Raw genomic sequence first — 13,304 nt, 5'->3', positions numbered from 1 at the left:
ATGTCAGAAAGGCGGCAGGCCGTGAAGGTACTGCTCGGCACACAACACACGATCGAATGGATCGTGCTCGGCGCGACCCTCGTCGTAGGCCTGGCGACGGTCACCCTGGCAACCGGGTACGGCGTCACGGCCGACCCCGGCGTCGGCGCGGGTTTCCTGCCTTTGGTGGGCGGCCTCGGCATGATCCTCGGCGGGGCGATGTGGGCAATTCAGCTCGTTCGAGCACCGCGGACGAGCGCGCCCGAACCGGATCCCGAACTCGAACCCGCTACCTCCGCAGCCGTCGCGTTCCTCTCCAGTGACAACGAGGAAGACGCCGACGAGGCCGAACTGCCCGATCGCGCCGGGTGGATCCGAATCGGAGTGGTCGTTGCCGCGATCGCCGGAGCGGCACTGGTTCTCCCTACACTCGGCTACACCCTGTCCATGGCGCTGATGCTCGCCGTCGTCCTGACCTTCGTCGGCAAGCGCACCCCATTGGTCGCCGTCGGAGTCGCAGTGGCCACCACCTTGGCGACCCGACTGGTGTTCGACGTCTGGCTCGGCACCGCCCTACCTGCGTCGTCCATTCCGTTCCTCGCCGATTGGGGGTTGTGAGCCATGGGGTTTCCCGATCTGATGGCGGGCTTCGTCAACGTCCTCACTCCGACGCATCTGTTGTTCGCACTCCTCGGCTGCGTACTCGGCATGCTCGTCGGCGTCCTCCCCGGGTTCGGCCCGGCCGCTGCGGTGTCGCTGCTGATCCCGATCACGTTCGGGCTCGACGCCACCACAGCGCTGATCATGCTCGCCGCCATCCTCTACGGCGCAGCATTCGGCGGCACCGTCACCGCTGTGCTGCTGCGCATTCCGGGTGAGGCGTCGTCCATCGCCACCACACTCGACGGTTACGAGATGGCCAAGAGCGGACGCGGCGGACCGGCTCTCGTTGTCGCCGCACTCGCGTCGTTCGTCGGCGGACTGGTCGGCGTCGTCGGGTTCGTCGTCGTCGCACCGTTCAGCCGATTCGCACTCGAATTCGGTGCTCCCGAACTGTTTCTCGTCGCCCTGCTCGGCATGGCCCTGATCACCAGCTTCTCGGGCAACAATCCCGCGAAAGCACTGATCAGCGTGGGGCTGGGCTTGACGATCGCATCGGTGGGGATCGACTCCGGCCAGGGCATCCAGCGATTCACGTTCGGAATGCCGGAATTGTTCGACGGCGTCGCACTCGTAGCCGTCGTGATGGGCTGCTTCGGCCTCACCGAGATCCTCATCCAAGCCCGCTCGGCGGGCGGTGCCGGCCGCCGACCACTGGCCGTCGGAAAGCTGTTGCCCACCAAAACGGACCTCACCAGGTCTGCAGGCCCCACGATGCGCGGCTCGGTCATCGGCTTCTTCATGGGCCTGCTTCCCGGATCTCCGGGGGCTGCAACCTCATTGGCGTCCTATGCGATGGAGAAGAAGCTCACCAAGCGTCCCGGGCAATTCGGCAAGGGTGCCGTCGAGGGCGTCGCCGGACCGGAATCGGCCAACAACGCGCTCGCACTGTCGTCGATGATTCCACTGTTCACCCTCGGCATCCCCACCTCCGCCACGGTTGCCATCATGGCCAGCGCCTTCACCATCAACGGTCTCATCCCCGGCCCACTGTTGTTCCGCGACAACCCCGAAGTGGCCTGGACCATCATCGCCAGCTTCCTCGTCGGCAACATCATCCTGCTGATTCTCAACGTGCCACTGGTTCGTCTGTGGATTGCTGTACTCAAGATCCCGTTCCACTACCTGATGGCGATGATCCTGGCCTTCATGTTCCTGGGCGTCTACAGCATCAACGGCAGCGTGTTCGACATCTTCATCATGCTCGGCGCGGGCGTCATCGGATATCTGTTCCACCTCACCAAGATTCCGCTGACTCCTCTCGTGCTGGCTCTGATCCTCGGGCCGTTGCTCGAGGAGAACTTCCAGCGTTCACTCTCGCTCTCTCGCGGGGACTACGGCGTCTTCGTCGAAGGCCCCATCAACAAGGTTCTCCTGCTCGTCTTCATCGCAGCCGTTCTGTTCGGAATGCTGCGCCCCGTCCTCGCTCGGATCCTCTCCCGCCGCGCCACTCGAACCCAGCCCATCAAGGAGCCCGTCTCATGAGAACACTGCCCACCCTGATCGCGGCCATCTCCGCCGCCGCCCTGATTGCCGGATGCAGCGGCGGCACAACCGATTCGGGAGCACCGTTCCCACGCAGCGGTGCCACCGTCGAATGGGTCGTGCCGTCCGCCGCGGGTGCAGGCAACGACATCCTGGCCCGAATCATGGCCCCCGCCATGGAGACCGAACTGGGTGTGCCGGTCAAGGTCGTCAACAAGGAGGGTGGCAGCCAGGTCGTCGGACTGAACTACCTGGCCAACGCCAAGCCGGACGGCGAGACCATCGGCTTCACCAACATCCCGTCGATCCTCGGCCGATACCTGGACCCGAGCAAGAAGGCCGGGTTCGATCGCGAAAGCTTCTCACCCATCGGCTCGTTCGCATCCAACGACATCGTGATCGGGGTCAACAAGTCCAGCCCCTACGCGAACATCGGCGAATTGTTCGATGCGGTGAAGGCCAACCCCGGCACCATCACCGTCGGCACCGACTCCCGCGCAGGAGACGACCACGTCAACCTGCGTACCCTCGAAGACACCCTGGGCCTGGACTTCAACATCGTTCACTACAACAGTGGTGCAGACAAGATCTCGGCCCTGGTCTCCGGTGAAACCGACTTCGCCCTCGGCGGAGTGTCCAGCTTCTACGGCCAGTTCGCCTCGGGTGAGGTGAACATCCTCTCGGTACTCACCGAGGAGCGAAACAAGCTCATCCCCGACGTACCGACTCTGGTGAGCGAGGGATACGACGCCCCGTTCATGACCAACAACTTCGCCATCAGCGCCCCCGCCGGCACCCCGGACGCAACGATGACCACGCTGCAGAATGCCCTCGAGACTGCACTCGCCGACCCCGCAGTCGCCGAGAAGCTGACCGGCGCAGCGACACAGCCCGATTGGGTCACCGGGGCCGACGTCGCGACCTTGTGGGAACAGCGCGAAACCCAGATCGAACCGATCATCGCCGAACTGCTCGCCGACCAGCAATAAGCCACCCGAAAGGCATTGATCTCATGAGTACCGAAACTTATTCCGCCACTGCCGTATCCGACGACATCATCGACCGATTCTCTCGGGTACCCGCAGCCAACGTAGGCGACGCCCAGGAACGTTTCGGCATCATCGCCGGACTGCGCCCCATCTGGGCCGGAGCAGCAGTTACCGGCCGGGCCTACACCGTCTGGACTCGATCGGGCGACAACCTCTACATCCACAAGGCTCTCGATGACGCCCGCCCCGGCGACGTCATCGTTGTCAACGGCTCGGGCGACGACACCCGTGCCCTGATCGGCGATCTCATCGGGATTCGGGCGAAGTCACTGGGCATCGCCGGTTTCGTCATCGACGGTGCCGTTCGTGACGCCGACGCATTGGCCGAGTTGGGCCTGCCTGTCTTCGCGCGAAGTGTCACACCGGCAGGACCGTACAAGAACGGGCCAGGACGGCTGAACGAGCCGGTGGCACTGGGAGGCGTCGTCGTATCACCCGGTGACGTCATCGTCGCCGACGCAGACGGGGTGGTCGTCGTCAAGAGCTCCGATGTGGACGACGTCATCGTCGCTGCCGAGGACGTGGTGGCACGCGAGGCCTCGAAGCGCGAGAGCTTCTCGTCCCGCAGCCACTGAACAGGCTCTCAGACAAACTGATCCACCGCTGCAGGGCGACCGACTCGGTAGCCCTGCAGCAAGTCGGCCCCGATCAGGGTGGCCGCATCGAGGTCGTCATCGGTCTCGATACCCTCGAACACGCACCTGGCCTCGGTCTTTCGCGCGAACTCGAGTACCAGCTCGGCCAGGGCCGACTTCGCTCGATTACCTTTCATACCGTGCACGACGAACGCGTCGAGCTTGATGATCTGTGGCTCGAGCACGACGAGCTGCCGCATACCGGCATAACCGGATCCCACATCGTCGACCGCGACCGCTACCCCGCCGCAACGCAGTTTCGCCAGAACAGCCACCACCGCTCCCTCGTCGTCGAGGGCGGCATGCTCGGTGATCTCCACAACAAGTGGCCGACGCCGGCCGTGATCGAGCAGTACGTCCACCAGAGCAGAATCCACCAGTAGCGTTGCAGCACTGAGGTTGACCGCTACGAAGCAGCCTCCCGGCAGACGATCCGATTCGGCCAGGGCCTTCACGGCGGCGGACCTGTCCAGAGCAGGGCCGAGACCACACTGCGCTGCATCGGCGAACCACGCCTCGGTGTCACCGCCACCCGCTGGGAAACGTGACAGGGCCTCGTATCCCTCGATCACACCATCGCGTGCCCGGACGATCGGTTGAAAGACGATATCCGGTCCACCGCCGGCGATCACCGCCTCCACCCGACGCCGCGACCGCAGCAGCGTCGAGTGCAGCGGAGTCGAGGCGGCCCTCTCTGCGGTCGCCACTCAATCGAGCGAGCACGTCGGCATGGGCACGTCGGCGAACCGATCCATCAGGAACGCTGCGGCGCCGCCGCCGTACCCGTCGATCAGCTGCGGTCCGAAGTGGTTGGGCAACACCGCACCCGTCAGAATCGGCGGCAACGGATTGCTTCGGAACTCCACCGAGGCACCTCGCTCACACCAATCCTGGGCCAGCTGCCGGGCCTGACCGTACGGCACGGTGTCGTCGTTGATCCCGCTGGTGATCATCACCGGCGCGTTCGGGGTACTGCGACCGATCCGCTGAGCCTCGAGAATGCGGCCCGCCTGCGGAATGGTCCCCAGATTCTCGAGCATCGACTTGCCGTCCACGGTCAGCGATTCGGTGCGTAGGAACGGGTACTTCAGGATGGTGTCTCCGATGCACTGCGTCGACAGATCACTGAGCACCGCCTTGCCGTGATCGGTGAGCCGTTCGTCGACAAGTGGCAGCAAGCTCGGGTCGCGCTCGACGAAACCGTTGAGCGCATAGCCGATCACGCCGCCGATCAGCGTTCCGTCGACGGTCTTCAGCACCTCGAGCAGATCAGCGGTGGGCGCTCCTGCCCAGGTACCTTTCACGTTCAGCCCCGGTGCGTATTCCGCGGCGAGTTCGGCTGCCGCGGCCGCCGCTCCACCACCCTGGGAGTAGCCCCAGATACCGATCGGCGCGTCTGAGTCACCGAGCAGTTCGTTTGCGGCGCGGGCACCGTCGAGAACAGCATGAGCCTGCTCGACCCGATTGACATAGGTATGCACGCCGGGAGTTCCCAAACCGATGTAGTCGGTGACGAAGACGTTCGCACCCATCGACCCCCACAGTGTGGACGACAACAACTCCTGATTGAACGAAATCGACAGCGGTTGCGTCACAGCGTTGATCGACGTCGGGAACGCGCGGGAAGGAGCGCACTGATCTGCTTGGCCCACCGTGCCCGGCGCGACGACGACGGTCGGCCGAGGACCGGCCCCACGCCACGGCACCTCCGTCTGAATGAACGTGCCCGATACACCCATCGGCGTATCGTCCTGCGTCCGTGACGTGTACAGCACCCGCTTCGCTTGAACGGGATAGACACCATCCGCCCCGGGCAGCGCCGCGAACAGCGACATCGGCTGCGTCCGCAACACTGCACCGGGTTCGTCGGCGACCTGGGCCGGTGGGAGGTAGAAGTCGTCCACGGCATCGGCGTGCGCAGCCGAAGCTCCGAACACAGTCGCCGAGGACACAAGCACGGCGGTCACGGCAACGCCGATCATGGTGCGATACAGATGCATCGGTCTCTTTCCGGTGGTCAGATGATGGAGCCGATATCGTCGGCGACGATAGTGTCCAGCGCACGTTCGGCCAGTGCGGCGATGGTCATGGACGGATTGCACGCTGCGGTGGTGCCCGGCATGAGCGCCCCGTCGAGGACGTACAAACCGCGCTGGCCGTACACGCGACCGTCGAGATCACACACCGCGCCCATGTTCGCCCCACCCAACGCATGCCAGGTGGACGGAAACACCGCGTTGGTATCGGTGAGAATGCTGCCCGCACCGGCGATGCGACGCACCGTCGGATCGATGGAGCCGTCCTGAATGACGCTGTCGCCATTGGCCGGCCAATGCAATTTGGCCTGGTCCGATGCGGAGTCGTAGCCGAAGAAACCGCGTCCACGACTGACTCCGTACCCCACCAGCATGGTGCTGTGGGCGTCGAAGGACAACGGCGGTATCGATGCCTGGATGACGGTGTGCGCGGTGTTCGGGTCATCCCAATTAAGGCTGCCGAACACCACCGGACCTCCCTGGGGTGTACCGAATTGCTGCTCGATGCTCGACCACACGTAGATGCGATCGGCATTGGTACCCCAGCCCTGCCCGAGTTCGTCCGGTAGATCGGTAATGGCACCGGTCGCTCCGGCGCGAACGAGCAGCCTGGTGGTGTTCAGACTTCCGGCGGCCATGATGAGCGCACCGGTGGTGAGGATCTTGTTCTCCAGAACCGTTCCATCGGAATCGATTCGATCGACGTATACCGTCCACCGGCCGTCGGCGGAACGTTCGACGTGGGTGACATTGTGCTGCGTCGCCACCGTCGCCAGACCCGTCGCCTCGGCGGCTGCGATGTAGGTGACGTCCACGGAATGCTTGCCGCCGTTGTTGACTCCGAACGCCCCGGAACCGTCGGTGTACGACGGCGTCATCACTCCGCGCGTCTCGTCGAGGGCGAAGTTCCAGTCGATCGGCATCGGGATCTTCGACACCGGCAGGCCCGCTCGCCGCGCATTGGCCGCAAACACCCGAGCCGCTTGATAATTGGGTGTATCGATCAACTCGTCGGGAGCCTGCGCGAGCTGCAACATTCGCGCCACTCGCGGGTAGTGCACGCTGTTCAACGTTGTCCAGTCGAGGCCGACCGGAAAGTACTCCTCGAAGACCGACTGCGACGGCTGCAGGCTCATCCCCTGATAGATGAGGGATCCGCCGCCGACTCCGGCTGCGCACAGCGCCGTCATGTTGTCCCCGGACACCGCCTCGAGCAGGCCGACGTACGGATCGAACGGAACCGGCCTACCGAACAGATTGGGACTGGAGCCGTGCCAGAGCATGCGCTTGTCCGGCGACGTGGCGTTGGGGAACGTCGTGGCATTCGGCCCTGTGTTCCAACGTCTTCCGCGCTCGAGTACCAGGACTGGAATGCCTGCCTCGGCGAGGCGCAAGGCCGCCACACCGCCGCCGAACCCCGATCCGATGACCACCACGCGATGATCTTCGCGGGTCAGCGGAGTCTGGACGCGGCGCCCACCGGCCGCTCGCGCCACCCCGGTGCCCGACAGTGCGGCCAAGCCTGCAACAGCGCTGGCACCGAGAAACGATCGGCGATTCAAGTTCGACACGTACCCCCCCAAAGGTGCTGCAGCGCCCACGAGACCTGTGTCACGTGGGCGTGCGATGCAAAACTAGACAGAAGGGGTTCGTAGTGTCAAGTTTTAGGCCATCAGCCCAGGGGTAGAAGCGGAACCAACCAGCGCCGGAGGTACGCCCGCAAGCCGTCGTCGTCGCGAATCGCCTCGTCGTCGAACAAAATGACCGACAGCCCGTTGCGTACGAGCACAGCGTCGATGCCGTCGAACCGCGTCGAATCGAATTCGGGATGTCGTTCGCTGTAGCCGTCGAGAAATTGACGCACGACGGGCTCTGCTCGATCCATCATGTCCGGATCGAACAACGGGTTCGCGTGGCCCGAGCGCAGCAACGAATTGAGCACCGGCTCCCGGCGAATGAGGTTGCGCGCAGCCACAATTGTCTCGACTACGAACTCCGCCGGCGTTTCCGCCTGATCGGCTCGAGCCCGAATTCCGCCGATGACGTCGACGACAAGTCCCACCATCGCCTCGGAGATCATGTCTTCGCGCGTGGTGAAAATCGAATACACCGTCTGACGGGTGACGCCCGACGCGCGCGCGACCGCTGCGATGGTGACGTCCTCGAAACCACCCTCGGCAATGAGCCCGAGCGTGGCGTCGAGGATTTTCTGCTTCGACCGCATGGTCCGAGTATGACGGCATTCCGGCGCTACGGCCTCATCCGATGACGGGCCGTAGACGATAAGCTCGCACCTGTTCATCGAATGGGGGTTCACACGTGAACGACGAGACGACACCCGGGGCGACCCTGCGGACGATCACCGGTACCACCAGCGGAGACCTCGAAGCAGTCGACGCCGATGGGCTCATCCACGCTCGGGGAATTCCCTACGCCACTGCCGCGCGATTTCGTAGACCCGAACCGGTCGACACCCCGGGTGCGACGCGAGACGCAACCCGACGCGGCCCCGTGTGCATCCAGCTGCCCTCCCGGCTCGACAATGTCACGGGCCCGATGGTCGACGGGCTCGAACAGAGCGAGGACTGCCTCGTGTTGTCGGTGACCGCTCCCACCGAGGCAGAAGGACTTCCGGTGATGGTGTGGCTGCACGGCGGTGGCTACGTCTCGGGCGGCGGGGAAGCCGAGAGATTCGACGCCGACCTACTGGTCCGCGAGGGCGTCGTGGTCGTCAGCGTCACCTTCAGACTCGGCGGGTTCGGTTACCTGACCCCGAAAGGCCACGGAGACAGCAATATCGGTGTGCAGGATCAGATCGCGGCACTACGCTGGGTGTCGACCAACATCGCTCGATTCGGCGGTGACCCGCACAACGTGACGTTGTTCGGGCAGTCTGCGGGCGGCGATGCCGTCCTCGCGCTGATGGCGTGCGAGTCGGCCGTAGGGTTGTTCTCGAGGGCAATCGTGCAGAGCGCGCCTCTCGGGTTGCGTTCGGGCCGATCGGCTCTGTACGAGACAGCCCGAAAGGCCTTCGCAGCGCACTTTCGTACGGACCCGGCCACTGCACCCGCGGCGGATGTGCTCGGTGCAGAGCGTGCCGTGACGCAGGCCGTGCGCAGGTTCGGTGCTGCAGGCGGAATGCCGTTCGGGCCGGTCGCTCACCTCGACCCCCTGTCCGGTGACCCCGATGCCGCCCTGCGCAGAACTGCACCTCGCGTCGAACTTCTGATCGGTCACACGAGAGACGATGCTTCACCGTTCGTGAATGTCGTATCGAACATGTTGTGGCTGAATCGGTTCGGCATCGTCAGTTCGGTGCTGACCGCACCGGTCGTCCGTATCGTAACCAACCTGTTGTTCGGCGTCGACGGCATGGTGAAGATGTGGCACCGCGCCGGCGGTCAGGTCGCGTCGTACCGAATCGATTGGGCACCGAAAGGCGCACCGTTGGGGGCGTGCCACAGCATCGAACTACCGTTGCTGTTCGGAGACGCATGGTGGGACGCGCCGATGTTGGCCGGCACTACTCCGCCGGAGGCGTTGGCCGCCAAGGTGCGGCAGACATGGGCTGCGTTCGCCAGAGAAGGAGTGGCCGGGCTGCCCGGGCGTTCGATGGTGTTCTGACCGACGGCTGTTTCAGCTCCTCATCCGATGATGGGCCGCCGGTCCTTCGTCAGATCGTCGAGCTCGGCTTGCATCGCCGCATGAACCCGCCCCGCGAACTCCTCTGCCGTCTCGTCATAGGTCGGCCGCATGGGAGCGAGCACCGACGTCTGTAGCTTGGTGGGCAGCGGCAGATACGGAAGCAAGCCGACCAAACCGAGATTCACTCCCCAGGGAATGGACACCGACAGTGGCAGAGTCTTCAGCCTGAGAGCCTTGTCCAACCTCAGCGCCTTCGCCAGCCGCTTACCGCTCCCGAGTACCAGCAACGACTCACCGGCACCGGCAGTGACCACGGGGACAATCGGCACCCCCGCCTCCATCGCCAACCGGGCGTACCCGGTGCGCCTGTCGAAGAGGATCTCGTTGCGATGCTTCCAGGCCTTGAGCGCATCGACATCGCCACCGGGAAACACCAGGACGTTGTTGCCCTCCTCGAACGCATCGAGGGCCGTCTGCTTGCTTGCGGGCCTGGCACCGAACGGCTCGATCAATTTCTCGGCATGCAGCGTCCAGGCAATCTGATGCGTCAGTGTGATCAATTCACGGTCGACACCCAGTTCGTCGTAAGCGGCCGCGAACGCGAACACGTTGAGATCGATGATTCCGCCGAACCCGTGGTTGGCAACGAACAACACCGGAGTGTCCGGAACCGGTTGCGCCACCGTTATTTCCAGCCTGTTGTAAAAGCGCACGGCATTGATGCTCGCCGCTCGCAAGGTACGCGCGATGTTGTCCATCGTCGACTACCGATCCAGTTGCAGATCGGCCAGCGCGCCGGCGATCACGAAGCCTCCGGCGATTGCGCAGCCCGCTGTTCTCGTTCGTTGTGGCAGGTGAGCAGTGAGCGCGAACGCCGCCGTATCCCAGACGTCGACCGCCACACCCGCGCGCAGCAGCGTGCGTACTGCCCTCGGGGCATATCGAGTTGCGGCGTAGAGTCCGCCGCCGATGTAGATCTCACGAATGCCGAAGGTGCGGGCCGCAGCTCGCGTGGTCGCCACCGCGGCGTCGGGCCCGGCGAGGAGTTCGTTCGCTCGGGTGGGTGCCACCATGTGGGCGACGCCGATCGCCGCGCGGGCGAGACCGACCGCCTCGGGGAGACGTCGAACGAGTGTGGAGACAGTAGCCATGAATCGATTCCTCAGGTAGTGGGAACAGCGGAGTCGCGGGCGAGCCGTCGGAGCAGACCGACGGCCTTCTTGATGCCGTAGGCGACGAAGGTGGTGCGGCCGTCATCGTGGTTCCACTGCAACAGCGCCGATCCGTCCTCCATCGAACCTTCGAGGACGATCGGTTCGCCGTGCAATGGGAGTGGACCGACGACTTTGATGGACAGTCCCAGAACCTCGGTCCAGAAGTAGTCGTCGGCAGGGGCGCACGTGGGTTCGAGGCCGAGAGCAGAAGCGGCCGCAACCTTGCCCTGTGCGACGGCATTGGACCAGAACGGCGCTCGACGTGACGCGGCGCGCGCGTAGGCGACGTCCCCGGCAGCAAATACTCCGGGAACCGCTGTAGCGCAGAGATAGTCGATTCCGACCCCGATACCGTCCGCGATACCGGCACCGTCCAGCCACTCCGTCTGCGGCACATCACCGGCGCAGGTGACGACGACATCGGCAGTCAGCTGTGTGTCTGCGAACTCGATACCTGTGACGGGCTCACCGACCAACGCGACGGGAGCGTCCGTCCGAACGAACTGCACCGATGCGGCCTCGGCTCGCGCCACTATCGCGTCGGACAGGAAAGAACCCAGGAGCCGTTGCAGCGGAGGATCCACATCGACGACGGTCACTGCGATACCGCGTGCAGCACAGGCACTGGCGACCTCCATGCCGAGGAACCCTGCACCGACCACGATGGCGGTACGGGCGGCGTCCAGCTTCGGACGGAGTGCATGGACGTCGGCGAAGGTCCGCAGCACCGTCTCGCCTGCCTGCCCCGGACCGGCGATGCGGCGGGCCACGGCTCCGGTGGCCACGATGAGCGCGTCGTAGGGAACGTCGATTCCGGCTGTCGTAGTGACTATTCGACGTGCGGTGTTCAACGACGCCGCGGGATCGACGATCGCCGTGATGTCCAGATCCGACAGGTCCCAGGTTTCGGCCGCGGCGGCCTCACCTTTGAGCACGTGCTTCGACAACGGTGGTTTCGCATAGCATCCGTCATCGTCCGCACCGATCATGACGATCGAACCTTCGTGTCCGCGGGCCCGCAGTTCACGAACGGCTGTGCAGCCGGCGATCGAGTCTCCGACGACGACGATCCTGCTGTCGAGAGAGCTCACGCCTGTTCTCGCAGCGCCGCGACCGGGCACACGCCGATTGCCGATCGAGCCGAGGCCGCCAGGTCGTCAGGAATGTCGTTGTCGTCGAACGCATAATGCAGTTCGCCTTCGTCATCGAGGCTGAACACCTTCGGTGCCTGCTCGGCGCAGATACCGTGGCCCTCGCACCGATCCCAGTCGACGTCGATTCTCATTGCTGTGTCCCTTCTGCTGCCACCAATTCCAGCGGCAGCCGTTCGTATCGGTGAATGACGTTGTTGACGGCCCGTTTCGGCACTCCCGTGGCAACGATTCGTTCGACTCGCCGCGCGAGTACTCGCAGCATGGTCTGGGCTTCCAAACGCGCGAGCCCCTGCCCGGCGCAGCCGTGTACGCCCGAACCGAATCCGAGCTGACGGGCAGCATCGCGGGTGATGTCGAACTCGTCGGGCCGATCCCATTCGCGCTCATCGCGATTGGCCGACGCGTAGACCACCAACACGCGCGCGCCTCTCGGGACCCTCGAGCCATCGATCTCGACATCACGTACTGCTCGACGCGAGAACGCCCGGATCGGTGACTCGTAGCGAACCACCTCGTTGATTGCATTGGGAATCAAGTCCGGATCCTCCCGAATTGCCTGCCATTGATCGGGATGCCGCGCGAACAAATCGAGGGCACCGGAGATCGCTCCGATGGTGGTATCCAGCGATGGTCCGAGATAATCGATCATCAGAGCAGGGCAAGCAGACTGCTGAATCTTGTTGTCGTCCGCGGCTTTCAGAACGTCGTCGCCCATGCTCCCGGGTAGCACCGATCGTTCTCGCACTACCTTCCTGGAGAAAGCGAACATTTCGGCGGCACCCTTCGCAGCCTTGGCCGAATGCCGATTGACGGGACCGAGAGAGTCGAATGTTGCTCCTGCCCAACGAAGGAGATCCTCGCGGCCATCCTCCGGCCAGCCGACGAGATCCGGAACGATCGACATCGGGAGGGCTGTCGCGAGATCGTCCACACCGTCGATCGACTTCTGGCGCAGGGCCGCGTCGACGATGCTTTCGGCCTTCTCTTCCACGGCGGCCTTCATCTTTCGCACGGCCTTGGGGGTGAGCCGATGCGCCAGCACCGAACGCTTGGTTGCATGCTCGTCGCCGTCGGTGTTGAGCGTCGTCCCGCGGCCCAACCGATTGGCAACAGGGTTGAGCGCAACACCGTCACCCGAGATGAAGGTCTCGTCATCGAGCAGTACAGCCTTGCAGTCCGCGTAACGCGAGATCGCGAACACTTGCTGCCGCGGGAGCCACACCACCGGGCCGAGCTCGCGCAGCGTCGCGTAGTGCGGATACGGGTCGAGGATCGCATCGGTGGAATAGATGTCGGTGCGGTACTGCGGGATGGTCGCGTTCGTTGTCATGAGGTCCTTCGGTGCCGCCGTGGAGGGGTCCGTCAGCGCTCGCCCACTCGGTTAATGACGATATCGTCACCCATGAGAGCATCGACAGTCAAGCTTTTTGACGAATTCGTCATCATC

At 64.3% G+C, this 13,304-nt stretch carries 14 protein-coding genes; 5 read left to right on the top strand and 9 right to left on the bottom strand.

Annotation, left to right across the window (positions count from 1 at the left end; genetic code table 11):
• The first annotated feature begins 21 nt into the window (after positions 1-21).
• Genes ASG84_RS25280 through ASG84_RS25265 form a run of 4 tightly spaced genes read left to right on the top strand, consistent with a single transcriptional unit; the run spans position 22 to position 3,748 of the window.
• Complete coding sequence (locus ASG84_RS25280; protein ID WP_057479695.1) at positions 22-597, top strand: tripartite tricarboxylate transporter TctB family protein; 576 nt, start codon at positions 22-24, stop codon at positions 595-597.
• Between the two features lie 3 nt (positions 598-600).
• Positions 601-2,124, top strand: a complete 1,524-nt coding sequence (locus tag ASG84_RS25275) for a tripartite tricarboxylate transporter permease (RefSeq protein WP_082521211.1) — start codon at positions 601-603, stop codon at positions 2,122-2,124.
• Positions 2,121-3,113, top strand: a complete 993-nt coding sequence (locus ASG84_RS25270; protein WP_057479694.1) for a Bug family tripartite tricarboxylate transporter substrate binding protein — start codon at positions 2,121-2,123, stop codon at positions 3,111-3,113. The genes ASG84_RS25275 and ASG84_RS25270 overlap by 4 nt, the downstream gene beginning before the upstream one ends.
• A 23-nt stretch (positions 3,114-3,136) precedes the next feature.
• Positions 3,137-3,748: a methyltransferase gene (locus ASG84_RS25265; RefSeq protein ID WP_057479693.1), complete on the top strand. Its 612-nt coding sequence runs from the start codon at positions 3,137-3,139 to the stop codon at positions 3,746-3,748.
• A gap of 8 nt (positions 3,749-3,756) precedes the next feature.
• On the opposite strand, the gene ASG84_RS25260 is transcribed toward ASG84_RS25265, so the two are convergent.
• From ASG84_RS25260 to ASG84_RS25245, 4 genes are all read right to left on the bottom strand, one after another.
• Entirely contained in the window at positions 3,757-4,515 is a 759-nt protein-coding gene (locus tag ASG84_RS25260) for an EAL domain-containing protein (RefSeq protein ID WP_057479692.1), read from the bottom strand.
• Positions 4,516-5,808 carry a lipase family protein gene (locus ASG84_RS25255; RefSeq protein ID WP_235581842.1) on the bottom strand — a complete coding sequence of 431 codons (1,293 nt, stop codon included), beginning with the start codon at positions 5,806-5,808 and terminating at the stop codon, positions 4,516-4,518.
• 17 nt (positions 5,809-5,825) lie between these two features.
• A complete protein-coding gene (locus ASG84_RS25250; RefSeq protein WP_057479691.1) occupies positions 5,826-7,415 on the bottom strand; it encodes a GMC oxidoreductase in 1,590 nt (529 codons plus the stop codon).
• Between the two features lie 101 nt (positions 7,416-7,516).
• Positions 7,517-8,068, bottom strand: coding sequence for a TetR/AcrR family transcriptional regulator (locus ASG84_RS25245; RefSeq protein WP_057479690.1), 552 nt, complete (start codon positions 8,066-8,068; stop codon positions 7,517-7,519).
• 95 nt (positions 8,069-8,163) lie between these two features.
• Between ASG84_RS25245 and ASG84_RS25240 the strand changes: the two genes are divergently transcribed.
• Positions 8,164-9,468, top strand: coding sequence for a carboxylesterase family protein (locus ASG84_RS25240; RefSeq protein WP_235581841.1), 1,305 nt, complete (start codon positions 8,164-8,166; stop codon positions 9,466-9,468).
• A gap of 20 nt (positions 9,469-9,488) precedes the next feature.
• Here ASG84_RS25240 and ASG84_RS25235 read toward each other — a convergent pair whose 3' ends face one another.
• From ASG84_RS25235 to ASG84_RS25215, 5 genes are read right to left on the bottom strand one after another with little or no spacing between them, the layout of a single operon-like run.
• Positions 9,489-10,247 (bottom strand): lysophospholipid acyltransferase family protein, encoded by a 759-nt coding sequence (locus tag ASG84_RS25235; RefSeq protein ID WP_057479689.1) that lies wholly within the window; start codon positions 10,245-10,247, stop codon positions 9,489-9,491.
• 6 nt (positions 10,248-10,253) lie between these two features.
• Entirely contained in the window at positions 10,254-10,640 is a 387-nt protein-coding gene (locus ASG84_RS25230) for a hypothetical protein (protein ID WP_057479688.1), read from the bottom strand.
• Between the two features lie 11 nt (positions 10,641-10,651).
• Positions 10,652-11,794 carry an NAD(P)/FAD-dependent oxidoreductase gene (locus ASG84_RS25225; protein ID WP_057479687.1) on the bottom strand — a complete coding sequence of 381 codons (1,143 nt, stop codon included), beginning with the start codon at positions 11,792-11,794 and terminating at the stop codon, positions 10,652-10,654.
• Entirely contained in the window at positions 11,791-11,988 is a 198-nt protein-coding gene (locus ASG84_RS25220) for a ferredoxin (RefSeq protein ID WP_057479686.1), read from the bottom strand. Before ASG84_RS25220 ends, ASG84_RS25225 begins: the two co-directional genes overlap by 4 nt.
• Positions 11,985-13,187, bottom strand: a complete 1,203-nt coding sequence (locus tag ASG84_RS25215; RefSeq protein ID WP_057479685.1) for a cytochrome P450 — start codon at positions 13,185-13,187, stop codon at positions 11,985-11,987. The genes ASG84_RS25220 and ASG84_RS25215 overlap by 4 nt, the downstream gene beginning before the upstream one ends.
• Positions 13,188-13,304: the final 117 nt, after the last annotated feature.

The organism is Rhodococcus sp. Leaf278, from assembly GCF_001426085.1.
GTDB lineage: Bacteria > Actinomycetota > Actinomycetes > Mycobacteriales > Mycobacteriaceae > Rhodococcoides.
This window is presented reverse-complemented; position numbering and strand designations above follow the sequence as displayed.